Annotated in this window: 40 protein-coding genes and 2 pseudogenes; all 42 read left to right on the top strand. The window is 42.6% G+C overall.

Annotation, left to right across the window (positions count from 1 at the left end; translation table 11 throughout):
• Window positions 1–106: 106 nt before the first annotated feature.
• The 42 genes and pseudogenes from fusA to rpsI all read left to right on the top strand — a co-directional run bounded on the left by fusA (window position 107) and on the right by rpsI (window position 25,038).
• Window positions 107–2,185: an elongation factor G gene (fusA, locus tag CZ434_RS15310; RefSeq protein WP_077623960.1), complete on the top strand. Its 2,079-nt coding sequence runs from the start codon at window positions 107–109 to the stop codon at window positions 2,183–2,185.
• Between the two features lie 123 nt (window positions 2,186–2,308).
• Entirely contained in the window at window positions 2,309–3,499 is a 1,191-nt protein-coding gene (gene tuf / locus CZ434_RS15315) for an elongation factor Tu (RefSeq protein ID WP_077623961.1), read from the top strand.
• Window positions 3,500–3,924: 425 nt separating this feature from the next.
• The gene (gene rpsJ / locus CZ434_RS15320) at window positions 3,925–4,233 is read left to right on the top strand and encodes a 30S ribosomal protein S10 (RefSeq protein WP_026569043.1); all 309 of its coding nucleotides are present in this window, start codon (window positions 3,925–3,927) and stop codon (window positions 4,231–4,233) included.
• Between the two features lie 31 nt (window positions 4,234–4,264).
• Window positions 4,265–4,894: a 50S ribosomal protein L3 gene (gene rplC / locus CZ434_RS15325; protein ID WP_077623962.1), complete on the top strand. Its 630-nt coding sequence runs from the start codon at window positions 4,265–4,267 to the stop codon at window positions 4,892–4,894.
• 25 nt (window positions 4,895–4,919) lie between these two features.
• Window positions 4,920–5,291: pseudogene (rplD, locus tag CZ434_RS22795) on the top strand (50S ribosomal protein L4); the annotation flags it as partial.
• Between the two features lies 1 nt (window position 5,292).
• Window positions 5,293–5,535: pseudogene (gene rpsJ / locus CZ434_RS22800) on the top strand (30S ribosomal protein S10); the annotation flags it as partial.
• A gap of 31 nt (window positions 5,536–5,566) precedes the next feature.
• A complete protein-coding gene (gene rplC / locus CZ434_RS15340) occupies window positions 5,567–6,196 on the top strand; it encodes a 50S ribosomal protein L3 (protein WP_077623962.1) in 630 nt (209 codons plus the stop codon).
• A gap of 25 nt (window positions 6,197–6,221) precedes the next feature.
• Window positions 6,222–6,845 (top strand): 50S ribosomal protein L4, encoded by a 624-nt coding sequence (rplD, locus tag CZ434_RS15345; RefSeq protein WP_077623965.1) that lies wholly within the window; start codon window positions 6,222–6,224, stop codon window positions 6,843–6,845.
• The gene (gene rplW, locus CZ434_RS15350; RefSeq protein ID WP_077623966.1) at window positions 6,845–7,135 is read left to right on the top strand and encodes a 50S ribosomal protein L23; all 291 of its coding nucleotides are present in this window, start codon (window positions 6,845–6,847) and stop codon (window positions 7,133–7,135) included. The genes rplD (CZ434_RS15345) and rplW overlap by 1 nt, the downstream gene beginning before the upstream one ends.
• A gap of 31 nt (window positions 7,136–7,166) precedes the next feature.
• Window positions 7,167–7,997: a 50S ribosomal protein L2 gene (gene rplB, locus CZ434_RS15355; protein WP_077623967.1), complete on the top strand. Its 831-nt coding sequence runs from the start codon at window positions 7,167–7,169 to the stop codon at window positions 7,995–7,997.
• A gap of 57 nt (window positions 7,998–8,054) precedes the next feature.
• On the top strand, window positions 8,055–8,333 hold the full coding sequence (rpsS, locus tag CZ434_RS15360) for a 30S ribosomal protein S19 (RefSeq protein ID WP_077623968.1): 279 nt from the start codon (window positions 8,055–8,057) through the stop codon (window positions 8,331–8,333).
• 18 nt (window positions 8,334–8,351) lie between these two features.
• The gene (gene rplV, locus CZ434_RS15365; protein WP_077623969.1) at window positions 8,352–8,693 is read left to right on the top strand and encodes a 50S ribosomal protein L22; all 342 of its coding nucleotides are present in this window, start codon (window positions 8,352–8,354) and stop codon (window positions 8,691–8,693) included.
• A gap of 3 nt (window positions 8,694–8,696) precedes the next feature.
• Window positions 8,697–9,338 carry a 30S ribosomal protein S3 gene (gene rpsC / locus CZ434_RS15370; protein ID WP_077623970.1) on the top strand — a complete coding sequence of 214 codons (642 nt, stop codon included), beginning with the start codon at window positions 8,697–8,699 and terminating at the stop codon, window positions 9,336–9,338.
• A 17-nt stretch (window positions 9,339–9,355) separates the two neighbouring features.
• Window positions 9,356–9,790 (top strand): 50S ribosomal protein L16, encoded by a 435-nt coding sequence (rplP, locus tag CZ434_RS15375; protein ID WP_077623971.1) that lies wholly within the window; start codon window positions 9,356–9,358, stop codon window positions 9,788–9,790.
• Window positions 9,780–9,980 carry a 50S ribosomal protein L29 gene (rpmC, locus tag CZ434_RS15380; protein ID WP_017473656.1) on the top strand — a complete coding sequence of 67 codons (201 nt, stop codon included), beginning with the start codon at window positions 9,780–9,782 and terminating at the stop codon, window positions 9,978–9,980. Before rplP ends, rpmC begins: the two co-directional genes overlap by 11 nt.
• Window positions 9,981–10,004: 24 nt before the next feature.
• The gene (rpsQ, locus tag CZ434_RS15385; protein ID WP_077623972.1) at window positions 10,005–10,268 is read left to right on the top strand and encodes a 30S ribosomal protein S17; all 264 of its coding nucleotides are present in this window, start codon (window positions 10,005–10,007) and stop codon (window positions 10,266–10,268) included.
• A 43-nt stretch (window positions 10,269–10,311) separates the two neighbouring features.
• Window positions 10,312–10,680 (top strand): 50S ribosomal protein L14, encoded by a 369-nt coding sequence (gene rplN, locus CZ434_RS15390; protein WP_077623973.1) that lies wholly within the window; start codon window positions 10,312–10,314, stop codon window positions 10,678–10,680.
• Window positions 10,681–10,718: 38 nt separating this feature from the next.
• The gene (gene rplX, locus CZ434_RS15395) at window positions 10,719–11,030 is read left to right on the top strand and encodes a 50S ribosomal protein L24 (protein WP_077623974.1); all 312 of its coding nucleotides are present in this window, start codon (window positions 10,719–10,721) and stop codon (window positions 11,028–11,030) included.
• Window positions 11,031–11,055: 25 nt separating this feature from the next.
• Entirely contained in the window at window positions 11,056–11,595 is a 540-nt protein-coding gene (gene rplE, locus CZ434_RS15400) for a 50S ribosomal protein L5 (RefSeq protein ID WP_077623975.1), read from the top strand.
• 30 nt (window positions 11,596–11,625) lie between these two features.
• Window positions 11,626–11,811 carry a type Z 30S ribosomal protein S14 gene (locus CZ434_RS15405; protein ID WP_026569056.1) on the top strand — a complete coding sequence of 62 codons (186 nt, stop codon included), beginning with the start codon at window positions 11,626–11,628 and terminating at the stop codon, window positions 11,809–11,811.
• A 29-nt stretch (window positions 11,812–11,840) separates the two neighbouring features.
• Window positions 11,841–12,239 carry a 30S ribosomal protein S8 gene (gene rpsH / locus CZ434_RS15410; RefSeq protein ID WP_077623976.1) on the top strand — a complete coding sequence of 133 codons (399 nt, stop codon included), beginning with the start codon at window positions 11,841–11,843 and terminating at the stop codon, window positions 12,237–12,239.
• Between the two features lie 30 nt (window positions 12,240–12,269).
• Window positions 12,270–12,806, top strand: coding sequence for a 50S ribosomal protein L6 (gene rplF / locus CZ434_RS15415; protein WP_077623977.1), 537 nt, complete (start codon window positions 12,270–12,272; stop codon window positions 12,804–12,806).
• Window positions 12,807–12,870: 64 nt separating this feature from the next.
• Window positions 12,871–13,233, top strand: coding sequence for a 50S ribosomal protein L18 (gene rplR / locus CZ434_RS15420; protein WP_077623978.1), 363 nt, complete (start codon window positions 12,871–12,873; stop codon window positions 13,231–13,233).
• A 21-nt stretch (window positions 13,234–13,254) separates the two neighbouring features.
• Complete coding sequence (gene rpsE, locus CZ434_RS15425; protein ID WP_077623979.1) at window positions 13,255–13,758, top strand: 30S ribosomal protein S5; 504 nt, start codon at window positions 13,255–13,257, stop codon at window positions 13,756–13,758.
• Window positions 13,759–13,771: 13 nt separating this feature from the next.
• A complete protein-coding gene (gene rpmD, locus CZ434_RS15430) occupies window positions 13,772–13,954 on the top strand; it encodes a 50S ribosomal protein L30 (RefSeq protein WP_077623980.1) in 183 nt (60 codons plus the stop codon).
• Window positions 13,955–13,984: 30 nt separating this feature from the next.
• Window positions 13,985–14,422: a 50S ribosomal protein L15 gene (gene rplO / locus CZ434_RS15435; RefSeq protein ID WP_077623981.1), complete on the top strand. Its 438-nt coding sequence runs from the start codon at window positions 13,985–13,987 to the stop codon at window positions 14,420–14,422.
• Window positions 14,422–15,717 carry a preprotein translocase subunit SecY gene (gene secY, locus CZ434_RS15440; protein ID WP_077623982.1) on the top strand — a complete coding sequence of 432 codons (1,296 nt, stop codon included), beginning with the start codon at window positions 14,422–14,424 and terminating at the stop codon, window positions 15,715–15,717. The genes rplO and secY overlap by 1 nt, the downstream gene beginning before the upstream one ends.
• Before the next feature lie 111 nt (window positions 15,718–15,828).
• Window positions 15,829–16,482, top strand: a complete 654-nt coding sequence (locus CZ434_RS15445; protein ID WP_077623983.1) for an adenylate kinase — start codon at window positions 15,829–15,831, stop codon at window positions 16,480–16,482.
• Complete coding sequence (gene map, locus CZ434_RS15450; RefSeq protein WP_077623984.1) at window positions 16,479–17,225, top strand: type I methionyl aminopeptidase; 747 nt, start codon at window positions 16,479–16,481, stop codon at window positions 17,223–17,225. The genes CZ434_RS15445 and map overlap by 4 nt, the downstream gene beginning before the upstream one ends.
• 16 nt (window positions 17,226–17,241) lie before the next feature.
• Window positions 17,242–17,577: a KOW domain-containing RNA-binding protein gene (locus CZ434_RS15455; RefSeq protein ID WP_077623985.1), complete on the top strand. Its 336-nt coding sequence runs from the start codon at window positions 17,242–17,244 to the stop codon at window positions 17,575–17,577.
• A complete protein-coding gene (infA, locus tag CZ434_RS15460; protein ID WP_003464670.1) occupies window positions 17,555–17,773 on the top strand; it encodes a translation initiation factor IF-1 in 219 nt (72 codons plus the stop codon). The genes CZ434_RS15455 and infA overlap by 23 nt, the downstream gene beginning before the upstream one ends.
• Window positions 17,774–17,802: 29 nt before the next feature.
• On the top strand, window positions 17,803–17,916 hold the full coding sequence (gene rpmJ / locus CZ434_RS15465) for a 50S ribosomal protein L36 (RefSeq protein WP_003156543.1): 114 nt from the start codon (window positions 17,803–17,805) through the stop codon (window positions 17,914–17,916).
• A gap of 23 nt (window positions 17,917–17,939) precedes the next feature.
• Entirely contained in the window at window positions 17,940–18,305 is a 366-nt protein-coding gene (rpsM, locus tag CZ434_RS15470) for a 30S ribosomal protein S13 (protein ID WP_077623986.1), read from the top strand.
• 22 nt (window positions 18,306–18,327) lie between these two features.
• Window positions 18,328–18,717, top strand: coding sequence for a 30S ribosomal protein S11 (rpsK, locus tag CZ434_RS15475; protein ID WP_077623987.1), 390 nt, complete (start codon window positions 18,328–18,330; stop codon window positions 18,715–18,717).
• A gap of 235 nt (window positions 18,718–18,952) precedes the next feature.
• Complete coding sequence (locus CZ434_RS15480; RefSeq protein ID WP_077623988.1) at window positions 18,953–19,897, top strand: DNA-directed RNA polymerase subunit alpha; 945 nt, start codon at window positions 18,953–18,955, stop codon at window positions 19,895–19,897.
• A 48-nt stretch (window positions 19,898–19,945) separates the two neighbouring features.
• A complete protein-coding gene (gene rplQ / locus CZ434_RS15485) occupies window positions 19,946–20,299 on the top strand; it encodes a 50S ribosomal protein L17 (protein WP_077623989.1) in 354 nt (117 codons plus the stop codon).
• 371 nt (window positions 20,300–20,670) lie between these two features.
• A complete protein-coding gene (locus CZ434_RS15490; RefSeq protein ID WP_077623990.1) occupies window positions 20,671–21,510 on the top strand; it encodes an energy-coupling factor ABC transporter ATP-binding protein in 840 nt (279 codons plus the stop codon).
• Window positions 21,486–22,358: an energy-coupling factor ABC transporter ATP-binding protein gene (locus tag CZ434_RS15495; protein WP_077623991.1), complete on the top strand. Its 873-nt coding sequence runs from the start codon at window positions 21,486–21,488 to the stop codon at window positions 22,356–22,358. The genes CZ434_RS15490 and CZ434_RS15495 overlap by 25 nt, the downstream gene beginning before the upstream one ends.
• Window positions 22,351–23,148 carry an energy-coupling factor transporter transmembrane component T family protein gene (locus CZ434_RS15500; protein ID WP_077623992.1) on the top strand — a complete coding sequence of 266 codons (798 nt, stop codon included), beginning with the start codon at window positions 22,351–22,353 and terminating at the stop codon, window positions 23,146–23,148. The genes CZ434_RS15495 and CZ434_RS15500 overlap by 8 nt, the downstream gene beginning before the upstream one ends.
• A gap of 18 nt (window positions 23,149–23,166) precedes the next feature.
• Window positions 23,167–23,910, top strand: coding sequence for a tRNA pseudouridine(38-40) synthase TruA (gene truA / locus CZ434_RS15505; RefSeq protein ID WP_077623993.1), 744 nt, complete (start codon window positions 23,167–23,169; stop codon window positions 23,908–23,910).
• A 277-nt stretch (window positions 23,911–24,187) separates the two neighbouring features.
• A complete protein-coding gene (gene rplM, locus CZ434_RS15510) occupies window positions 24,188–24,625 on the top strand; it encodes a 50S ribosomal protein L13 (protein WP_077623994.1) in 438 nt (145 codons plus the stop codon).
• A gap of 20 nt (window positions 24,626–24,645) precedes the next feature.
• Window positions 24,646–25,038: a 30S ribosomal protein S9 gene (gene rpsI / locus CZ434_RS15515; protein WP_077623995.1), complete on the top strand. Its 393-nt coding sequence runs from the start codon at window positions 24,646–24,648 to the stop codon at window positions 25,036–25,038.
• Window positions 25,039–25,050: the final 12 nt, after the last annotated feature.

The raw sequence follows: 25,050 nt of genomic DNA on the forward strand, positions 1-25,050 counted from the left end.
CTCTTTGTGGCTTATTTGCCGCATGGAGGGCTGACTTAAGTTCTCGTTCAGGTGCTTTACGACAACTATCTAAAAAATAACTTCGTAACAGGAAGGAGAAATATGCATGGCTAGAGAATTCTCCTTGGAAAAGACTCGTAACATCGGTATCATGGCGCACATTGATGCGGGTAAAACGACTGCTACCGAGCGTATTCTTTTCTACACAGGACGTATCCATAAAATTGGTGAAACACACGAAGGTGCTTCCCAAATGGACTGGATGGAGCAAGAACAAGAACGTGGTATTACGATCACTTCTGCTGCAACGACAGCACAATGGAAGGGTCACCGCATCAATATCATCGACACACCAGGACACGTGGACTTCACAGTTGAGGTTGAACGTTCTCTTCGTGTACTTGATGGATCTGTTGCCGTTCTTGATGCTCAATCAGGTGTTGAGCCTCAAACAGAAACTGTTTGGCGCCAGGCTACTACTTACGGCGTTCCTCGTATCGTGTTCGTAAACAAAATGGATAAAATAGGAGCAGACTTCCTTTATTCAGTAGGAACACTCGGAGATCGTCTTGGTGCTAACGCACATCCGGTACAACTTCCAATCGGTGCGGAAGATGACTTCGAAGGAATCATTGACCTAATCTCGATGGAAGCATTCTTCTATCTGGATGATCTTGGAACACGTGCAGAAGCGCGTCCAATCCCGGATGAGTATAAAGAACAAGCTGAGGAATACCGCACTAATTTGTTAGAAGCGGTTGCTGAGCTTGATGAAGACTTAATGATGAAGTATCTTGAAGGAGAAGAAATCTCCAACGAAGAACTTAAAGCGGCAGTGCGTAAAGCTACTCTAAGCGTTGAATTCTACCCAGTATTCTGTGGTTCTGCCTTCAAAAACAAGGGTGTACAGTTGTTAATCGATGGTGTTATTGACTACCTTCCTGCTCCAACTGACGTACCTCCAATTGAAGGTCATGTTCCAAGAACAGAAGAACAAGTAGTTCGTAAAGCTGACGATAACGAACCATTCTCAGCTTTGGCATTTAAAGTGGCCACTGACCCTTATGTTGGTAAGCTTACATTCTTCCGTGTGTACTCCGGTACCTTGGATTCCGGTTCATATGTAAGAAACTCCACGAAGGATAAACGTGAACGTGTAGGACGTATCCTGCAAATGCACGCGAATTCCCGTGAAGAAATTTCGACTGTATATGCCGGTGACATCGCTGGTGCGGTGGGTCTTAAAGATACAGGAACTGGTGATACTCTATGCGATGAGAAATCACTTGTTATCCTCGAATCAATGGAATTCCCGGAACCAGTTATCTCTGTTGCTATCGAGCCTAAAACAAAAGCAGACCAGGACAAAATGGCTGTTGCTTTAGGTAAGCTTGCAGAAGAAGATCCAACATTCAAAACAGAAACAAACCCTGAAACAGGGCAAACGATCATCTCTGGTATGGGTGAACTTCACCTTGACATCATTGTTGACCGTTTGAAACGCGAATTCAAAGTTGAAGCAAATGTTGGCGCGCCTCAAGTTGCGTATCGTGAAACTTTCCGTGGTTCAGCAGAAGTTGAAGGTAAGTTCGTACGTCAGTCTGGTGGTCGTGGACAATATGGTCACGTTTGGGTTAAATTTGAACCGAACGAAGAAGGCGCTGGCTTCGAATTCGTAAACAAAATCGTTGGTGGTACTGTACCACGTGAATACATCCCATCTGTAGAAGCAGGTATTGCTGAGTCTATGGAAAATGGTGTATTGGCTGGATACCCATTAATCGATGTTAAAGCTACCTTGTTCGATGGAAGTTACCACGATGTGGACTCCAACGAAACTGCGTTTAAAGTTGCCGCATCAATGGCGCTTAAAGCAGCAAAAGGTAAATGTCAACCAGTTCTTCTAGAGCCAATGATGAAAGTAGAAGTTGTCATTCCGGAAGAATACATGGGAGACATCATGGGTGACGTAACTTCCCGTCGTGGACGTGTAGAAGGTATGGGAGCCCGCGGTAATACGCAGGTAGTTAATGCGTTTGTACCACTTTCTGAAATGTTCGGTTATGCAACTGCATTGCGTTCTAATACACAAGGCAGAGGACAATACACCATGCACTTCGATCATTACGAAGAAGTACCGAAAAGCATTTCTGAAGAAATTATTAAGAAAAATGCTGGTGAATAATTGATTTTTTGCCAAGCATCAAGTATAACTTGTATTGTAGGCTTAGAAACAACGTCTATTAGTTGTTTCTAAGCAACAAATACATTTAAAATATAGTTACTTACTTTTAAGGAGGAAATATAAATGGCTAAAGAAAAATTCGACCGCTCCAAAGACCACGTCAATATTGGTACAATCGGTCACGTTGACCATGGTAAAACAACTCTAACTGCTGCTATCACAACAGTACTACACAGCCGTTCTGGTTCTGGTACTGCAATGGCATATGATCAAATCGACGGTGCTCCAGAAGAGAAAGAGCGTGGAATCACAATCGCTACTTCTCACGTTGAGTACGAAACTGAAAACCGTCACTATGCTCACGTTGACTGCCCAGGTCACGCTGACTACGTTAAAAACATGATCACTGGTGCTGCTCAAATGGACGGAGCTATCCTTGTAGTATCTGCTGCAGATGGTCCAATGCCACAAACTCGTGAGCACATCCTTCTATCTCGTCAGGTTGGGGTACCTGCAATCGTAGTATTCCTTAACAAAACTGACATGGTAGATGACGAAGAACTTCTTGAACTAGTAGAAATGGAAGTTCGCGATCTTCTTTCTGAGTACGACTTCCCTGGTGATGACGTACCAGTAATCAAAGGTTCTGCTCTTAAAGCACTTGAGGGTGACGAAGAGTATGCAAACAAAATCTTTGAATTGATGGATGCTGTTGACGAATACATCCCAAGACCAGACCGTGACACTGAAAAGCCATTCATGATGCCAGTTGAGGACGTATTCTCTATCACTGGTCGTGGTACTGTTGCTACAGGCCGTGTTGAGCGTGGCGTTATCAAAGTCGGTGACGAAGTTGATATCATCGGTCTTGCTGATGAAGCTAAGAAAACAACTGTTACTGGTGTAGAAATGTTCCGTAAGCTTCTTGACTATGCAGAAGCTGGAGACAACATCGGTGCACTTCTTCGTGGTGTTGCACGTGAAGACATCAACCGTGGTCAAGTACTTGCAAAGCCTGGTACTATTACTCCACACACTAAGTTTAAAGCAGAAGTTTATGTTCTTTCTAAAGAAGAAGGTGGACGTCACACTCCATTCTTTGGTAACTACCGTCCGCAGTTCTACTTCCGTACAACTGACGTAACTGGTGTTATCACTCTTCCTGAAGGAGTAGAAATGGTAATGCCTGGTGACAACGTAGAAATGACAGTTGAACTTATTTCTCCAATCGCTATCGAAGATGGAACTAAGTTCTCTATCCGTGAAGGTGGCCGTACAGTAGGCGCTGGCGTTGTTGCTACTATCGTAGAGTAATCTTAAAAATCAAACAGACAGTGTATACTTGCACTGTCTGTTTTTTTATTTCTATTTATTAAGTAACTATTCTATCTTATCCATATTCCTTCAGCCTGAAAAATATGAAAGACTCTTCGAAAACACTTATTCGATCCTCTAAAATAGCCCTGAACTGTCTCACATAATTTCCCACAAAAAAAATACCACAAAAACTTGAAAACATGGGCAGAACTCATGTATAATACGAAAAGTGCTGTAAATAAATTATTTCTAATTTATTGTTGCAATGACCGCAGATATTCTATATAATTAATAATGTTGGTCATTAAAGGCGATGATGCGGAAGGTTGTTGGCACACCCGGCCCCTTTGCCATGGCGGGTGGTCAAGGAATTTTCGCGGAGAATGTCTATTATAAAATGGGCGAAAAAAGGAGGGAAAATAATGGCAAAAGAAAAGATTAGAATCCGTTTAAAAGCTTACGATCACCGTATTCTTGATCAGTCAGCTGAAAAAATCGTAGACACGGCTAAGCGTTCTGGTGCGAATGTATCCGGTCCGATCCCGTTGCCTACAGAAAAATCAGTGTACACAGTTCTACGTGCGGTGCACAAATACAAAGATTCTCGTGAGCAGTTCGAAATGCGCACGCATAAACGTCTTATCGACATCGTTAGTCCAACACCACAAACAGTCGACTCACTAATGCGTCTTGACTTACCATCTGGTGTGGACATTGAAATTAAATTATAAAAGTACATTTAGAAAATAGGAGGTGTAACGGATGGCGAAAGGAATCTTAGGTCGTAAAATCGGCATGACTCAATTATTCTCTGAAAATGGCGAGTTGACTCCAGTAACTGTAATTCAGGCTGAGCCAAACGTCGTTCTTCAAAAAAGAACGTTAGAAAATGATGGATATGAAGCAGTGCAGTTGGGTTTTGCAGATCAAAAAGAATCAAATGCTAATAAGCCGCAAAAGGGTCATGCTGAAAAAGCAAACACAACCCCTAAGCGCTTCATTCGTGAAATCCGTAATGCTAACCTTGATGAATATGAAATCGGTCAAGAGGTTAGTGTTGAGATTTTTCAAGCTGGAGATAAAATTGATGTAACTGGAACTTCTAAAGGGAAAGGATTCCAAGGTGCGATCAAGCGTCACAACCAATCCCGCGGACCAATGACTCACGGTTCTCGTTATCACAGAAGACCAGGTACAATGGGTGCGATCGACCCTATGCATGTTTTCAAAGGTAAGAAACTACCAGGTCAAATGGGTGGAGAGCAAGTCACTCTTCAAAACCTTGAGATCGTAAAAGTAGATGCAGAACGCAACCTTATCCTAGTAAAAGGTAATGTCCCTGGATCTAAAAAATCATTCGTTAAAGTTACGAGTGCAGTAAAGGCTAACTAATCAATAAACGAAGGGAGGATATGTCATGCCTAAAGTAGCACTTTTTAACCAAGGCGGATCACAAGTTGGCGATTTGGAACTGAATGACTCCGTATTTGGAATTGAACCAAACACACATGTATTACACGATGCTGTAGTAATGCAGCAAGCATCTTTGCGTCAAGGAACACATGCTGTAAAAAATCGTTCGGAAGTTAGCGGTGGTGGACGCAAGCCATGGCGCCAAAAGGGTACAGGACGTGCACGTCAAGGGTCCATCCGTTCTCCACAATGGGTAGGCGGTGGAACTGTTTTCGGTCCTACACCACGTAGCTACAGCTACAAACTACCGAAAAAGGTACGTAGACTTGCTCTTAAATCTGCTCTTTCTTCCAAAGTGAAAGAAGAAAGCCTATTANGAAAAAATCGTAGACACGGCTAAGCGTTCTGGTGCGAATGTATCCGGTCCGATCCCGTTGCCTACAGAAAAATCAGTGTACACAGTTCTACGTGCGGTGCACAAATACAAAGATTCTCGTGAGCAGTTCGAAATGCGCACGCATAAACGTCTTATCGACATCGTTAGTCCAACACCACAAACAGTCGACTCACTAATGCGTCTTGACTTACCATCTGGTGTGGACATTGAAATTAAATTATAAAAGTACATTTAGAAAATAGGAGGTGTAACGGATGGCGAAAGGAATCTTAGGTCGTAAAATCGGCATGACTCAATTATTCTCTGAAAATGGCGAGTTGACTCCAGTAACTGTAATTCAGGCTGAGCCAAACGTCGTTCTTCAAAAAAGAACGTTAGAAAATGATGGATATGAAGCAGTGCAGTTGGGTTTTGCAGATCAAAAAGAATCAAATGCTAATAAGCCGCAAAAGGGTCATGCTGAAAAAGCAAACACAACCCCTAAGCGCTTCATTCGTGAAATCCGTAATGCTAACCTTGATGAATATGAAATCGGTCAAGAGGTTAGTGTTGAGATTTTTCAAGCTGGAGATAAAATTGATGTAACTGGAACTTCTAAAGGGAAAGGATTCCAAGGTGCGATCAAGCGTCACAACCAATCCCGCGGACCAATGACTCACGGTTCTCGTTATCACAGAAGACCAGGTACAATGGGTGCGATCGACCCTATGCATGTTTTCAAAGGTAAGAAACTACCAGGTCAAATGGGTGGAGAGCAAGTCACTCTTCAAAACCTTGAGATCGTAAAAGTAGATGCAGAACGCAACCTTATCCTAGTAAAAGGTAATGTCCCTGGATCTAAAAAATCATTCGTTAAAGTTACGAGTGCAGTAAAGGCTAACTAATCAATAAACGAAGGGAGGATATGTCATGCCTAAAGTAGCACTTTTTAACCAAGGCGGATCACAAGTTGGCGATTTGGAACTGAATGACTCCGTATTTGGAATTGAACCAAACACACATGTATTACACGATGCTGTAGTAATGCAGCAAGCATCTTTGCGTCAAGGAACACATGCTGTAAAAAATCGTTCGGAAGTTAGCGGTGGTGGACGCAAGCCATGGCGCCAAAAGGGTACAGGACGTGCACGTCAAGGGTCCATCCGTTCTCCACAATGGGTAGGCGGTGGAACTGTTTTCGGTCCTACACCACGTAGCTACAGCTACAAACTACCGAAAAAGGTACGTAGACTTGCTCTTAAATCTGCTCTTTCTTCCAAAGTGAAAGAAGAAAGCCTATTAGTGCTTGAAAGCTTGACTTTCGATGCTCCGAAAACAAAAGAGGTAGTAAGCATGCTTGCTGCGCTTAATGTTGACGGAAAAGCATTGATCGTTACTGCTGACAAAGATGAAGTAGTAGCTCGTTCTGCTAACAACTTGCCTAATGTAAAAGTTTTAACTGTAAGCGAAGTGAATGTATTAGACTTGCTTACGCATGACAAGCTGATTTTGACTAAAGAAGCAGCTGAAAAAGCAGGGGAGGTGCTTGCATAATGAAAGACCCACGTGATATTATTAAGCGCCCGGTTATTACAGAAAACTCTGCTGATTTGATGGCAGAAAAGAAATATACGTTCGAAGTAAGTACCAAAGCTAACAAAACAGAAATCAAAGATGCAGTAGAATTAATCTTTGGTGTGAAAGTGGCTAAAGTGAACACGATGAACCTTAAAGGTAAATTCAAGCGTATGGGACGTTACGGTGGTTACCGTGCTGACCGTAAGAAAGCAATTGTTCAACTTACTGAAGACAGCAAAGAACTAGAATTCTTTGAAAGTGTATAAATAAAACTCAACTAAAAAGGAGGGAAAAAAGATGGCGATTAAAAAGTATAAACCAACTTCTAATGGTAGACGTGGCATGTCCGGTTCTGATTTCAGCGAAATCACTACTGATCAGCCAGAAAAATCCCTGTTAAGTCCTATCCACAAACGCGGAGGACGTAACAACCAGGGCAGACTAACAGTTCGTCATCAAGGCGGCGGTCATAAGCGCCAGTATCGTGTCATCGACTTCAAGCGTGACAAAGATGGAATACCTGGACGCGTTGCTACTATCGAGTACGACCCGAACCGTTCCGCTAACATCGCATTAATCAACTATGCAGATGGAGAAAAACGTTATATCCTTGCACCAAAAGGTTTGCAAGTAGGTAACGAAATCAACTCTGGAACAGATGCTGATATTAAAGTAGGGAACGCTCTTCCACTACAAAATATCCCTGTAGGTACTATCATTCATAATGTAGAACTAAAACCAGGACGCGGAGGACAACTTGCCCGCTCTGCAGGTGCTCAAGCTCAGATCCTTGGCCGTGAAGACAAGTACGTACTAGTACGCTTGGTTTCTGGTGAAGTACGTTTGGTTCTAGGTACTTGCCGCGCAACTGTTGGTCAAGTGGGTAACTTGGAACACGAACTTATCAATGTAGGTAAAGCCGGACGCTCTCGTTGGCAAGGCAAGCGCCCTACAGTACGTGGTTCTGTAATGAACCCTAACGATCATCCACACGGTGGTGGTGAAGGACGCGCTCCAATCGGACGTAAATCACCAATGTCACCTTGGGGCAAACCGACACTTGGTTACAAAACGCGTAAACGCAACAAACCTAGTGACAAATTCATCGTTCGTAAACGTAAAAAATAACGGGGTTGAACGGCGGGAAGAAACGCCCGTCTGTCAATCGCGAAGGGAGGTTTATGTATGGGTCGCAGCTTAAAAAAAGGACCTTTCGCAGATGACCATTTAATGAAGAAAGTTGAAAAATTGAACGAAGATGATAAGAAGCAAGTTGTAAGAACTTGGTCTCGTCGTTCTACTATATTCCCTAATTTTGTCGGACATACCATCGCTGTATATGACGGCCGTAAACACGTGCCTGTTTATATCACTGAAGATATGGTTGGACATAAACTAGGTGAATTCGCGCCTACCCGCACGTTCAAGGGACATGCAGGCGATGACAAGAAAACAAAACGCTAATGAGAGGAGGCACTCTTGATGCAAGCTAAAGCCGTTGCGAAATCTGTTCGTATTGCTCCTCGTAAAGTCCGTTTAGTAGTCGATTTGATTCGAGGAAAAAATGTTGGAGAGGCCGTTGCAATTTTAAAGCATACACAACGCGGTGCATCACCAGTTGTAGAAAAAGTTTTAAAATCTGCTATTGCTAATGCAGAACACAATTATGAAATGAATCCAGACGACTTAGTAGTATCCGAAGCATTCGTGAACGAAGGTGTTACTTTGAAACGTTTCCGTCCACGTGCTATGGGTCGTGCTAGTCAAATTAACAAAAGAACCAGCCACATCACAGTGGTTGTATCAGAAAAGAAGGAGGGATAATCAGTGGGTCAAAAAGTTAATCCTGTAGGACTTCGTGTCGGCGTCATCCGTGATTGGGAATCCAAATGGTACGCTGGCAAAGATTATGCAGATCTATTACATGAAGACATTAAAATTCGTGAATATATTGAACAACGTCTAAAGGATGCGGCTGTTTCCAGTGTGGAAATCGAGCGTGCAGCTAACCGAGTAAACATTTCTATCTCAACTGCTAAGCCAGGTATGGTTATCGGTAAGGGCGGTTCTGAAGTAGAAGCACTTCGTAAGTCTCTTAACGCATTGACTGGTAAAAGAGTTCACATCAACATCGTTGAAGTGAAAAAAGCTGATTTGGATGCTACTCTTGTTGCTGAAAACATTGCTCGTCAATTGGAAAACCGTATTTCTTTCCGTCGTGCACAAAAACAAACAATTCAACGCGCTATGCGTGCAGGAGCAAAAGGTATCCGTACACAAGTTTCAGGTCGTCTTGGCGGAGCTGACATCGCTCGTGCAGAACATTACAGCGAAGGAACTGTACCACTACACACTCTTCGTGCTGACATCGACTATGGTACTGCGGAAGCAGATACTACTTATGGTAAATTGGGTGTCAAAGTGTGGATCTACCGTGGAGAAGTCCTTCCAACTAAAAACAATCAATAAGGAAGGGGGAACGCATTATGTTAATGCCTAAACGTGTGAAATATCGTAAACAACACCGTGGCCGCATGCGTGGTCAAGCTAAAGGTGGAACGTCTGTTGCATTTGGTGAATATGGATTGCAAGCTGTAGAAGCTTCATGGATTACAAGCCGTCAAATCGAGGCTGCGCGTATCGCAATGACTCGTTACATGAAACGTGGCGGTAAAGTTTGGATTAAAATTTTCCCAGACAAACCTTATACTGCTAAGCCCCTAGAGGTTCGTATGGGTTCCGGTAAAGGTGCTCCAGAAGGATGGGTTGCAGTAGTAAAGCCTGGAAAAATCATGTTTGAAATTGCTGGTGTTTCTGAGGAAGTTGCACGCGAAGCATTGCGTCTTGCTTCTCATAAACTACCGATCAAAACAAAGTTTGTAAAACGTGAAGAAATTGGTGGTGAAATCAATGAAGGCTAACGAAATCAGAGAACTAACCACTGCCGAAATTGAACAAAAAGTTAAATCTTTAAAAGAAGAATTATTCAACTTGCGCTTCCAACTGGCAACTGGCCAGCTGGAAAACACTGCACGTCTTCGCGAAGTCCGCAAGTCGATCGCACGTATGAAAACAGTTGTACGTGAAAGAGAACTAAGCGTTAATAACTGATAATCGAGAGGAGGTTAGCCTCAAATGAGTGAGCGTAATAATCGTAAGGTCTATAACGGCCGTGTAGTATCAGATAAAATGGATAAGACGATTACAGTATTAGTTGAGACTTATAAGTTCCATAAACTTTACGGTAAACGTGTTAAGTATTCCAAAAAGTTCAAGGCACATGATGAGAACAACCAAGCTAAAATCGGCGATATTGTCCGCATCATGGAAACCCGTCCACTTTCCGCTACAAAACGTTTCCGTTTGGTAGAAGTTGTGGAAGAAGCGGTAATTATTTAATTAAAGTTCGCTCGGAAGGATTCCGAAGGGAGGTTACAGCGTTATGATTCAACAAGAGACTCGTTTAAAAGTTGCAGATAACTCAGGTGCACGTGAAGTGCTTGCCATTAAAGTTTTAGGCGGCTCAGGACGCAAAACAGCGAATATCGGTGATGTGATCGTTTGTACGGTGAAACAAGCAACACCTGGAGGCGTTGTTAAAAAAGGTGAAGTTGTTAGAGCTGTTGTTGTCCGTTCTAAAAGCGGTGTTCGCCGTAAAGACGGTTCCTACATTCGATTTGATGAAAATGCAGCCGTAATTGTTCGTGAAGACAAGAGTCCACGTGGTACTCGTATCTTTGGACCAGTTGCACGTGAATTGCGCGATGCCAAGTTCATGAAGATCGTTTCTCTAGCTCCGGAAGTACTATAAGATTTGTAATGATAGCCTTGTAAGGAGGTGCAGCAAGCATGCATGTTAAAAAAGGTGATAAAGTTCAGGTTATAGCAGGCAAGGATAAAGGCAAGCAGGGCACTATTCTTGAAGCATATCCTAAAAAAGATCGTGTATTAGTAGAAGGCATCAACATTGTGAAAAAACACGCTAAACCTTCTCAAGATAACCCGCAGGGCGGAATTCTTAACCAGGAAGCATCTATCCATGTTTCCAATGTTATGCCGATTGATCCTAAAACAGGAGAGCCAACACGTGTTGGTTTTGAAGAACGCGACGGTAAAAAAGTCCGTATCGCTAAAAAATCCGGTGAAGCTTTAGATAAATAATTAGCGACGAAAGGAGGGCTACTCGATGAACGAATTAAAACAGAGATACCAAAAGGAAATCGTTCCATCTTTGGTTGAAAAATTTAATTATGAATCAGTAATGCAGGTACCAAAAGTAGAAAAAATCGTAATCAATATGGGTGTTGGTGATGCAGTTCAAAACTCCAAAGCCTTAGACAACGCAGTTGAAGAACTAGCTTTGATCTCAGGACAACAGCCAGTAGTTACGAAAGCGAAAAAATCAATTGCAGGTTTCCGTTTGCGTGAGGGAATGCCTATCGGGGCAAAAGTAACCTTGCGTGGAGAGCGTATGTATGAATTCCTTCAAAAACTTATAGCAGTATCACTTCCACGAGTTCGTGACTTCCGTGGTATTTCAAAAAAAGCTTTTGACGGACGCGGTAACTATACTCTTGGTGTTAAAGAGCAATTGATTTTCCCAGAAATTAATTACGATAAAGTAAGCAAAGTTCGTGGTATGGACATCGTTGTGGTCACAACATCCAATACTGACGAAGAAGCACGTGAACTTTTAGCTCAGCTTGGCATGCCTTTCCAAAAATAAGCATTTGAGCTAACACAAGGAGGGAAAATAGTGGCTAAAAAATCTATGATTGCGAAACAAAAACGCAAACAAAAGTTTAAAGTGCAAGAGTACACAAGATGTGAACGCTGCGGACGCCCGCATTCAGTATTGCGCAAATTTAAACTTTGCCGTATTTGTTTCCGTGAACTTGCCTATAAAGGTCAAATTCCTGGTGTCAAAAAAGCAAGCTGGTAATCCCCGATCAGGGAAGGAGGTAATGAATAATGGTTATGACAGATCCAATCGCAGATATGCTTACTCGTATTCGTAACGCAAACATGGTACGTCATGAGAAGCTTGAGCTTCCTGCGTCTCAATTGAAAAAAGAGGTAGCGGACATTTTGAAGCGTGAAGGCTTTGTACGCGACTACGAATTCATTGAAGATAACAAACAAGGTGTTTTACGTATATTCCTTAAGTACGGCACTAACGAAGAAAGAGTAATCACTGGCCTGAAACGAATCAGTAAACCAGGATTGCGCGTTTACGCGAAAGCAGATGAAATACCAAAAGTATTAAACGGACTAGGCATTGCAATCGTTTCTACTTCTAAAGGTGTTTTATCCGATAAAGAAGCACGTGAGCAAGCTGTAGGCGGCGAAGTGCTCGCATACGTTTGGTAATTTATATAGACAAGATAGGAGGTGCTTTGAATGTCTCGTGTAGGATTAAAAATTTTGGAAATCCCAGAAGGTGTGGAAATCAAGCTTGATGGAAACACTGCTACAGTTAAAGGTCCTAAAGGAGAGCTAACTCGTACTTTCCATGAGGACATCACAATCAAAATCGAAGATAACGTTCTTAGCGTAGAACGTCCAAGTGATAATAAAGAACACCGTTCACTACATGGAACTACTCGTAGTATCCTTGGAAACATGGTGGAAGGCGTTCATAAAGGCTTCGAAAAAAGCCTTGAGATCACTGGTGTTGGTTACCGTGCACAAAAACAAGGCGATAAAGTCATCATTAATGCAGGTTATTCTCATCCAGTAGAAATCGAACACCGTGACGGAATCGAAATCGAGGTTCCTTCTAACACGAAAGTGACTGTAAAGGGAATCGATAAAGAATTAGTCGGCGCTGTTGCAGCTAATATCAGAGCCATTCGCCCGCCTGAACCTTACAAAGGTAAAGGAATCCGTTATGAAGGCGAATATGTACGTCGTAAAGAAGGTAAGACAGCTAAGTAAAATAGGTGAAAAGTTATTTCACTTATTTAAAAGGTTAGTTAGGGAACAGAAAGGAGTGACCTAGATGATCACAAAGCTTGATAAGAATGCAGTACGTAAGAAAAGACATTCTCGTATCCGCAAGAACCTATTCGGAACTGCAGAACGTCCACGTCTTAACGTATATCGTTCAAACAAACACATCTACGCACAACTTATTGATGATTTGAACAGCAAAACATTGGCCAGTGCTTCTACTGTAGACAACGAGCTTAGCTTGGATGCTACAGGTAACGTAGAAGCCGCTCAAAAAGTTGGCGAATTGCTTGCTAACCGTGCAATCGAAAATGGATACAAAAACGTGGTGTTCGACCGCGGTGGTTACCTATATCATGGACGTGTGAAAGCATTGGCAGATGCTGCCCGCGAAGCAGGTCTTGAATTTTAATCGTTAAAGGAGGGACATATATTGCGTACAAACATTGACCCGAACAAATTAGATCTTGAAGAACGCGTAGTAACAATCAACCGTGTTGCGAAAGTAGTAAAAGGTGGACGTCGTTTCCGTTTTGCTGCATTAGTAGTTGTCGGTGATAAAAATGGTCATGTAGGTTTCGGTACTGGTAAAGCACAAGAAGTACCGGATGCTATCAAAAAAGCAATTGATGATGCAAAGAAAAATCTAATTAATGTACCAATCGTAGGTACAACTATCCCACACGAAATCACTGGTGGATTTGGCGCAGGAAGCATTTTGATGAAGCCGGCTGCTGAAGGTACCGGAGTCATCGCCGGTGGACCGGTCCGTGCGGTATTGGAACTTGCTGGTGTTGGTGATATTCTTTCTAAATCATTGGGATCCAATACACCAATCAACATGGTTCGTGCCACTATCAACGGTTTGGATGAACTGAAACGCGCTGAAGATGTTGCTAAATTACGTGGGAAGTCAGTAGAAGAACTGTTAGGATAAGGAGGGAAATCATATGGCTAAAAAGTTAGAAATTACCCTCACGCGCAGTGTTATTGGCAGATCGGAAGCTCAAAAAGCTACAGTCAAAACACTAGGCTTGAACAAAATTCGTCAAACAGTAGTCCGTGAAGATACTCCAGCCCTACGCGGCATGGTCGAGAAAGTATCACACTTAGTAGCGGTCAAAGAAGTATAATTAACGAAAGCGCAAAGAGGAGGTGCTCGCATGAAACTTCATGAATTGAAGCCATCACAAGCTCGCAAAGAACGTAATCGTGTAGGACGAGGAATGTCTTCAGGTAATGGAAAAACAGCTGGGCGCGGACATAAAGGACAAAAAGCCCGTTCAGGCGGTGGAACACGTCCAGGGTTCGAAGGCGGCCAGATGCCATTATTCCAACGTTTGCCAAAACGTGGATTTACTAACATTCATCGCAGGGAGTTCGCGATTGTAAATTTGGATGCTTTAAACCAATTTGAAGAAGGCACAGAAGTAACACCTGAGCTTTTACTTGAAACTGGTCTTGTCAGCAAGCTAAAAGCAGGAGTTAAGATTCTTGGAAATGGTAATGTTGAAAAGAAACTTACAGTAAAAGCTCACAAGTTCTCTGCTTCGGCTAAAGAAGCTATCGAGGCAGCGGGCGGTCAAACTGAGGTGATTTAATGTTTCGTACAATCTCCAATTTTGTACGCGTGGGTGACATTCGGCAAAAAATCGTCTTCACTTTATTGATGTTGATCGTTTTTAGACTTGGTACATTCATTCCAGTGCCGTTTACGGACAGGGACGCCATCGACTTTATGAACCAACAAAGTGTATTTGGATTTCTGAATACATTTGGAGGCGGGGCATTGCAGAACTTCTCGATTTTCGCGATGGGGATCATGCCTTATATTACTGCCTCCATCATCATGCAATTACTGCAGATGGATGTTGTACCAAAGTTTGCTGAATGGAAGAAGCAAGGGGAAGTAGGGCGCAAGAAATTAGCTCAGTTTACCCGCTATGGAACGATTGTTCTTGCTTTCATCCAGGCTGCTACCATGTCTGTCGGATTCAATGCTATGACCGGCGGACAATTGATAACCGATCCTGGGTTCGGGAAATTTGCTGTGATTGCCCTTGTGTTAACAAGTGGAACAGCTTTCCTTATGTGGTTAGGTGAACAAATCACAGCCCACGGCGTAGGAAATGGGATTTCGATTCTGATATTTGCCGGAATCGTGGCTGCTATACCAAATGGGGTCAATCAATTATACGAACAGTATTTCGGCGGTGATGTTGGGGATGAATTGTTCATCAACATAGTCATAGTCGCATTGATCGTATTGGTAATCCTTGCTGTTGTAGTAGGAGTTATCTTTATTCAGCAAGCACTGAGAAAGATACCTGTACAGTATGCCAAGCGACTAGTGAACCGTTCACCGGTAGGCGGTCAGTCAACGCATTTACCTTTAAAAGTGAATGCAGCTGGAGTTATCCCGGTTATCTTCGCAATATCATTTATTATCGCGCCAAGAACAATCGCGGGTTTCTTCGAAGGTAATGCAGTCGCACAAACAATCGAAACAATATTTGATTATACACAGCCAATCGGAATGGTGATTTATGTAGCCCTTATTATCGCTTTCACCTATTTCTATTCTTTTGTTCAGGTCAATCCCGAACAAATGGCTGAAAATCTGAAAAAACAAGGTGGATACGTACCGGGCATCAGACCTGGAAAGAATACAGAAACGTATCTTACCCGTGTAATGTATCGTTTAACTTTTGTTGGAGCCCTTTTCCTTGCGGCTGTTTCTGTATTGCCTTTGATTCTGGGAAGTGCAGCCAATCTGCCACAATCTGTACAGGTTGGAGGAACTAGCCTCTTGATCGTTGTCGGTGTTGCATTACAGACAATGAAACAACTGGAAAGCCAATTGGTAAAACGACATTACAAAGGTTTCATCAAGTAAGGTTATGTTTGATAGAAGGGTTTGTTCAAAAAGGAGGCATAAACGAACCGAGGGTTGTTTTTACCATACTTTTTGAACAGATCAGTAGAAATGAGAGCGAGGGGAAAGTCGTTGAATCTAATCCTGATGGGACTGCCTGGAGCCGGTAAAGGAACACAGGCAGAAAAAATAGTTGATAAGTACCAAATCCCTCATATCTCAACAGGGGATATGTTCCGGTTAGCAATCAAAGAAGGAACGGAGCTCGGTAAACAGGCTAAATCATACATGGATCAAGGTGAACTCGTTCCAGACGAAGTGACAATTGGTATTGTTCGCGAGCGGCTTAGCAAAGGGGACGCTCAGGAAGGCTTCCTATTGGATGGTTTCCCAAGGACAATTGCCCAAGCAAAAGCTTTAGAAGAACTTCTTGGTGATATGGATAAGTCATTGGACTATGTCCTTCATGTAGATGTGCCACAAGAACAACTTATCGAGCGTTTGACAGGACGACGCGTTTGTCCAACATGCGGAGCTACTTACCATGTCAAATATAATCCTCCTAAACAGGAAGGGATTTGCGACAAAGATGGTTCAGCATTGATCCAGCGTGATGATGACAAGCCAGCCACAGTGAAAAAACGGTTGGAAGTCAATATTGAACAAACTCAGCCGATGCTTGACTTCTATCAAGACAAAGGCTACTTGGCTAAAATTGATGGTGATCAGGATATTGATCAAGTTTTCGAAGATATTGATAAAAAGCTTCGAGGCCTTTCTGAATGATAATTTGCAAAACACCACGAGAACTTGAGATAATGGCTGAGGCAGGCGAGATTGTAGCTTTGACCCACCAAAAACTCAAGGAGCACATCCAGCCTGGCATAACAACAAAAGAATTGGATAACATTGCCGAAAAGTTCATACGCAGCAGGGGTGCAATTCCATCTTTTAAAGGTTATAATGGATTTCGTGGAAGTATTTGTGCATCTGTCAACGATGAACTGGTTCATGGCATTCCGGGTGACCGGGAGTTGAAGGATGGCGACATTATCAGCATTGATATTGGCGCAAAATATAATTCATTTCATGGTGACTCGGCATGGACATATCCAGTCGGGAATGTTGACGAGGATACAATGAATTTGCTTGAGGTCACAGAGGCCTCATTATTTAAGGGGCTTGAAGAAGCAAAACCAGGTGTCCGCCTTTCAAATATATCGCATGCCATTCAAAGCTACGTGGAACCAAAGGGGTTCAACATTGTAAGAGAATATGTGGGTCACGGAGTCGGTCGTGAACTCCATGAAGATCCCAATATTCCTCATTACGGTCCTCCCAATAAAGGTCCGCGCTTGAAACCGGGCATGGTCCTTGCCATTGAGCCAATGGTAAATGCAGGAGAACGGTTTGTAAAAACTCTTGCAGATAATTGGACAGTTGTCACCCAAGATGGTAAAATGTGTGCTCACTTTGAACACACAGTTGCTATAACAGAAGAAGGTTACAAAATATTAACAAAAGCCTAAGTGCAGGTGATCGTGGTTGAATGAATCTGAGTCGAGTCCGCGAATAGGTCAAATTGTTCGTATTGAACAAGGGCGTGAGGCAGGTCAGTTTGCGATTATCATCAAAATCCTTGATGATCGTTTTGTCTTGCTTGCAGACGGAGAAAAGAGAAAATATGATCGACCCAAGAAGAAAAACTTGAATCATATCGAGCTATTTAACTATATTTCTCCAGAAGTCCAGAACAGCCTTCTAGAAACTGGTCGCGTAACAAATGGTAAGCTGCGTTTTGCTATATCTAAATTTGTCAATGAAGTAGTGACTGATTTGAAGAAGGGAGATCAACTCGATGGCGAAAGACGATGCAATTGAAGTGGAAGGTACCGTTACAGACACATTGCCAAATGCAATGTTTAAAGTTGAGCTGGAAAACGGTCATACTGTTTTAGCTCATGTTTCCGGTAAAATTCGTATGCATTTCATTCGAATCTTGCCTGGTGATAAAGTGACGGTTGAACTTTCCCCATATGATTTAACAAGAGGACGTATCACGTACCGTTATAAATAAATGCTCCGATCCAAAAGGAGGTATGGATGATGAAGGTAAGACCATCTGTAAAACCAATTTGTGAAAAATGTAAAGTAATCCGCCGTAAAGGCAAAGTTATGGTTATTTGTGAAAACCCTAAACACAAACAAAAACAAGGTTAATTTGAAGGAGGTGCGCATACCAAATGGCACGTATTGCTGGTGTAGATATTCCTCGTGACAAGCGTGTAGTCATTTCCCTTACTTATGTTTATGGTATCGGAAAATCTACTGCACAAGAAGTTTTAAAACAAGCTGAAGTATCTGAGGATACTCGTGTTCGTGATCTAACAGAAGACGAACTTGCAAGAATTCGTCAAGCGCTTGAGCAATATTCAGTTGAAGGTGATCTTCGTCGTGAGATTTCCCTAAACGTAAAACGTTTGATTGAAATTGGTTCTTACCGTGGCATCCGTCATCGTAGAGGACTTCCATTACGTGGTCAAAAAACGAAGAACAACTCTCGTACTCGTAAAGGCCCGCGTAAGACAATGGCTAACAAAAAGAAATAAGATAAAGGAGGTTAATTAATCCATGGCACGTAAAACGAATACACGTAAACGTCGTGTGAAAAAGAATATTGATACTGGTGTTGCTCATATCCGTTCAACTTTCAACAATACGATCGTTACTATCACTGATGTCCAAGGTAACGTAGTAAGCTGGAGCAGCGCTGGAGCACTTGGTTTCAAGGGTTCTCGTAAATCTACTCCTTTTGCTGCGCAAATGGCCGCTGAATCTGCAGCAAAAGCAGGGATGGAACACGGCTTGAAAACTTTGGAAGTAACTGTTAAAGGCCCTGGAGCTGGACGTGAAGCAGCAATTCGTTCACTTCAAGCAGCAGGATTGGAAGTTACAGCCATTCGTGACGTAACACCAGTTCCTCACAATGGTTGCCGCCCGCCAAAACGTCGTCGAGTTTAATTTATCTGTATATAATTTGTCACCCTGTCTATAATGGGTTATGATAGCTAAAAGTCAAAAGCGTTCAAGCCTAAAGCGTTGCCTGTAGTCTTGAATGCTCACGCAGCATCAGTTATGACAAAAGTCAACGTTTAGTTGCATAGTGCAGAGAACGGGAACTGCCTACCTGGGGAATTTCGGTTAGACCAGTTAAGTCTAACCGGGGTTTCGACGTTTTGAAGGAGGGTTTTAATTAATGATCGAAATTGAAAAGCCAAAGATTGAAACGGTTGAGGTTAGCGATGATGCCAAGTTTGGCAAGTTCGTCGTGGAACCACTAGAACGTGGATATGGTACAACACTAGGTAACTCCTTGCGTCGTATCCTCTTATCTTCACTTCCAGGCGCTGCTGTAACCTCTATCCAAATCGATGGGGTGCTTCATGAGTTTTCAACAATTGAGGGCGTAGTGGAAGATGTAACTACTATTATCTTAAACCTGAAGAAGCTGGCTCTTAAAATCTATTCCGATGAAGAAAAAACATTAGAAATAGATGTACAGGGTGAAGGGAAAGTTACAGCTGCCGATATCACTTATGATAGTGATGTTGAAGTGTTGAATCCTGAGCTTCATATAGCAACATTGGGTAGTAATGCTCATTTGCGAATGAAAATTACTGCAGAACGTGGTCGAGGATATCGTCCTGCCGATGTAAATAATCATGAGGATCAGCCAATTGGTGTGATTCCGGTGGATTCTATATTCACACCAGTATCACGTGTAACATACCAAGTGGAAAACACACGTGTCGGTCAAATTACCAACTTCGACAAACTGACTTTGGATGTTTGGACAGATGGCAGTATCAGACCGGAAGAGGCTGTGTCTTTGGGCGCCAAGATTTATACCGAACATCTTAATATCTTCGTAGGATTGACTGATGAAGCACAAAATGCGGAAATCATGATCGAGAAAGAAGAAGATCAAAAAGAGAAAGTTCTAGAAATGACCATTGAAGAATTGGACTTGTCTGTCCGTTCATACAATTGTCTGAAACGTGCTGGCATCAATACAGTACAAGAACTTGCTCACAAGTCTGAAGAAGATATGATGAAGGTTCGCAACCTTGGTCGCAAATCATTAGAAGAAGTAAAACATAAACTAGAGGATCTTGGTCTAGGTTTACGCAAAGAAGACTGATATAAGAATAGACACCTTTAGATATTCCGAAAAAGGGAGGGATAATCCATGGCTAGAAAATTAGGTCGTACAACAGATACTCGTATGGCATTACTTCGCAACCTTGCCACTGACTTGATTATTCATGAACGACTTGAAACTACTGAAGCTAAAGCAAAAGAGCTTCGTTCTGTTGTTGATAAAATGATTACGCTTGGTAAGCGCGGTGACCTTCATGCACGTCGTCAAGCTGAAGCATTCCTTTATAATGCTGAAGCTAATGAAAACGAAGATGCAATTCAGAAGTTATTCTCTGATATTGCTGCACGTTATGAGGAGCGCCAAGGCGGTTATACTCGTGTCCTTAAGCTAGGACAACGTCGTGGTGACGGTGCAGAGATGGCGATCATCGAGTTAGTATAAATTTTTGAAGTAATTGCTTGAAGGGCAGGACAGAATCTCTTCCACGAGGTGAATCCCAGCCCTTTTTTGTACTTTCAGGGAACATTTCCGGTCATTAACAGTCTCCAAAATATAATTGTCGGGTTAGCTGAAAACTTCAGGTTTCTGCCATCAATGCTTGGCGATCCGCCAAGTTTTTTTATGTCAGGATATTTGTGTTTCCTTCTGTTTTGCTAGCCCTAATGTGGATTGTGATGGTCTCGAGGACCTGCATATATTTGCAGCTGACGAATCTATCAAGGTAACTTAGTTTATCTTTTCGTGTTCCTGGAAGTTCGACAGATTTTTTATTTCCGGGGAAATATTTGTCGGGTCAGCAGAGGAGGAGCGAGATGGAGAAGAGTTTGATTGAGTTTAGGAATGTATCTTTTCGATACGGAGAAAACCAACCTTGGGTGCTGGAAAATGTAAGCTTCCAAATTGCCTCTGATGAATGGGTTGCTATTATTGGGCATAATGGTTCCGGTAAATCCACGATTGCCAAATTGATGAATGGACTTTTATTTGCGCAGGAAGGCGAAATTTTAGTTGATGGTCTACCTGTCAATGAGAACACAATATGGGAAGTTCGTAAAAAGGTCGGCATGGTCTTTCAAAATCCAGACAATCAGTTTGTTGGTACTACCGTAAGAGATGATGTCGCATTCGGATTGGAAAACAGAGGTGTACAGCGGGAGGAAATGCTCAAGAGAATGGAAGAGAGTCTGAACGCGGTCGGGATGAAAGAATATGCACTTCATGAACCGCACCGTCTTTCGGGTGGCCAGAAGCAGCGCGTAGCAATTGCGAGTGTGATGGCCATTTCTCCTGATGTGATTATATTAGACGAAGCTACGGCTATGCTCGATCCTAAAGGCCGGCAGGAGATCATGAAAACCGTTCAGTCAGTGAAAAAACAGAAGAACCTGGCTCTTGTAACGATTACACATGACTTGAATGAAGTGGTACAGGCTGAAAGGGTCATTGTAATGAACCAAGGTAAACTCTTGTTTGAAGCTTCTCCAAGGGATGTTTTTAAACGTAAAGCTGAATTGCGCGAAATCGGGCTGGACACACCCTTTACGGCAAAAATGGCGGAGGAACTAAACAAACGTGGTGTGGTTTTGACTGGAGAACCAATCAACCATGAAGAGTTATTGGAGGAACTATGGACATTACATTCAAACAGGTAGAATATACTTATCAACCCAATACTCCATTCGAACACAAAGCGATTGAAGATCTTACCTTCCATATTGAATCAGGCTCTTTTGTGGCAGTAGTCGGCCATACGGGTTCCGGCAAATCGACCTTGATTCAACATTTGAACGGCCTGCTCCGTCCGACAAAGGGCGAAGTGCAAATAGGAGAATACAAGCTCTTGCCAGATCAAAAGCTGAAACAAATAAAGGAACTGAGACGTCGTGTCGGAATCGTATTTCAGTATCCGGAGCACCAGCTTTTTGAAGAAAATGTAGCAAAGGATATTGCATTCGGGCCACAGAACTTTGGGATAGACAACCAGGAAATAGATAAACGGACTAAGGAAGTTCTACAGTCTGTACAGCTTCCAGAAGAGATTCTCAGCCGTTCCCCTTTTGATTTAAGCGGAGGGCAGATGCGCAGAGTAGCAATAGCTGGTGTGCTGGCAATGCGTCCGGAGGTGCTGGTTCTTGATGAACCGACGGCAGGACTCGATCCGAGAGGGCAAAAGGATATCATGGATATGTTCTATGATTTGCACAAAAAAGAGAGGCTAACGACTATTCTCGTTACTCATAGTATGGAAGATGCTCTTACCTATGCAGATCACGTTATTATCATGGACCATGGCACTAAATATATGGAAGGACCCCCTTCCTCTGTCTTAAGCCAAAAAGAAGCATTAAACAAAGTGCAATTGGATATACCGGAAATCATCCAATTCATTCTCAAAGCGGAAGAAAAATTCGGCATTTCGTTACCATATCACGGACAGAGCCTGTTTGATCTCGCAGACGAGTTGGCTGAATTGGCAAAGAGGGGTGAGCCACATGAATAATTCCTTTATTATCGGTCAGTATGTTCCCGGTAACTCGATTGTTCATCGTCTTGACCCCCGCACTAAAATGGTCATTATTTTCTTTTTTGTTATTTTTGTCTTTTTTGCCAATTCTTTTTGGAGTTATGGCGTTTTGACTTTATTTGCCATCACTAGTGCTCTGACGACGGGTATCCGATTCCCATATATTTTAAAGGGATTGACTCCTGTCTGGTTTTTAATTGTGTTCACCTTTTTGCTTCACCTCTTTGTTACAAGAGAAGGGGATGTATTGTTCCGTGTGTTTTCCTATCCAATCTATTCAGGAGCATTAGCCCAAGGGACGGCCATATCCTTACGATTCTTTTTGTTGATCATGGTCACTTCCCTGTTGACACTGACGACAACACCTATAGAGATTACCGATGCAATCGAAAGCCTTCTACATCCATTAAAGAAGATTAAATTCCCTGTACATGAGCTTGCATTGATGATGTCCATCTCTCTAAGGTTCATACCAACCCTGATGCAGGAAACGGAAAAGATTTCCAAAGCCCAGGCGTCAAGAGGAGTGGATTTCCGAACGGGTCCATTGAAAGAAAGGGTTCAAGCGGTTGTACCGTTACTTGTGCCGTTGTTTGTCAGTGCCTTCAAACGGGCTGAAGAACTTGCGATGGCGATGGAGGCAAGAGGATATCAGGGCGGTGAAGGCAGAACGAAACTGCGGGAGTTAAAAATAGAAAAAAGGGATATAGGGGTTTTCCTATTATTCCTAGCAGTAATTGTCGCTTTATTTCTTACACGTAATTAAAAAGGCAGGCTTGAAAACGTGGAACGTATAAAATGTATAATCAGTTATGATGGCACGGCCTTTTCTGGCTACCAAATCCAGCCAAATGGCCGGACTGTTCAGGAAGAAGTCGAAAAAGCACTGACTAAAATGCATAAAGGTAAACTTATCCGGGTTGTGTCTTCCGGTCGCACAGATGCGGGAGTACATGCAAGAGGACAGGTGCTCCATTTCAATACAGATTTGATAATTCCCTGTTCTAATTGGAAGAAGGCTATCAATGCCTTGCTGCCCGAGGATGTCAGAGTGTTGCGTGTAGAAAACGCAAGTCAGGACTTTCATGCCCGGTATGATGCCAGGCAGAAGGAATATCGTTACTTTGTTCTCCATTCAGAGGACAAAGATGTATTCCAGCGAAACTACAGCTGGAATCAGACAGGAAATGTTGATTTAAAAGCTATACAAGCTGCTTGTAAACATCTGGTTGGAGAGCATGATTTCACTTCTTTTTGTTCTACTAAAACAGACCTGAAGGGAGAGAAAATACGGACCATCTATCACGCTTCCTGTCATAAGGAAGACGAGATGCTTGTGTTTGTATTTAGAGGCAGCGGTTTTTTGTACAATATGGTCCGCATATTGGTGGGAACCTTGTTGGAAATAGGCAGGGGAAAAAGAGATCCTGACGATATGAAAAATATTATCGAGGCCAAAGACCGGGAAGCGGCAGGAGAGACCGCCCCGCCGCAAGGCTTGTTTTTATGGGAAGTTGTTTATGATTAAAAAAACAACGGTTCCTGGTGTAACATTTTCTTGACATAAGGTTATAATTGTTATAGTATGATTAATGGCATTTTATTTCTATACCACGATTAGCCCCGGAAAGTTAATTCGTGTAGAATAGATCAAGATGTTGTTTATCTATCTTTCTTAAGCATGTACAGTGAGTGTTGTTTTATAGTCAACTGACTGCAAGACATAACCGCCCAAAGCTTTATGGATAGATTGCAGCAAAGCAAAATTATTAAAAGAATTTCGAAATTCAGGAGGGTAACTGATCATGCGCACAACTTTCATGGCGAATGAAAACAATATTGAACGCAAGTGGCTTGTTGTGGATGCTGAAGGACAAACTTTAGGTCGTTTGGCAAGCGAAGTTGCTGCGATCCTTCGTGGTAAGCACAAACCAACATACACACCGCATGCTGACACTGGCGATCATGTGATTATCGTAAATGCAGAGAAAATTGAACTTACTGGAAATAAACTAAATGACAAAATGTACTACCGTCATTCCAACCACCCAGGTGGTTTAAAGCAACGTACAGCTGACGAAATGCGTACGAAATACCCTGAGCAAATGCTTGAACTTACTGTTAAAGGCATGCTCCCTAAAGGAAGCCTTGGCCGTAAAATGGGTAAAAAATTGCATGTCTTCAGAGGACCTGAACACAATCATCAAGCACAAAAACCAGAAGCATACCAGCTTCGCGGTTAATTAAGAGGAGGTAAACAATAGTGGCACAAGTACAATACAACGGCACCGGTCGCCGTAAAAGCTCAACTGCTCGTGTACGTTTGGTTCCAGGTACTGGACGTATCATCGTAAACAAACGTGACGCTGAAAGCTATTTCCCATATGAAACACTACGTACAATCATCAAGCAGCCTCTTGCTGCAACGGAAACAGAAGGCAGCTATGATGTACTAGTTAACGTAGATGGCGGAGGATTCACTGGCCAAGCTGGTGCAATTCGTCATGGCGTTGCCCGTGCTTTATTGCAAGCAGATCCTGAATACCGCTCTGTATTGAAGCGTGAAGGATATCTTACTCGTGATGCCCGCATGAAAGAACGTAAGAAATACGGTCTTAAAGGCGCTCGTCGTGCACCACAGTTCTCAAAGCGTTAATTCAACGTTCGG

The sequence above is a fragment of the Sediminibacillus massiliensis genome, from assembly GCF_900156915.1.
In the GTDB taxonomy this organism is placed as follows: Bacteria; Bacillota; Bacilli; order Bacillales; family Amphibacillaceae; genus Sediminibacillus_A; species Sediminibacillus_A massiliensis.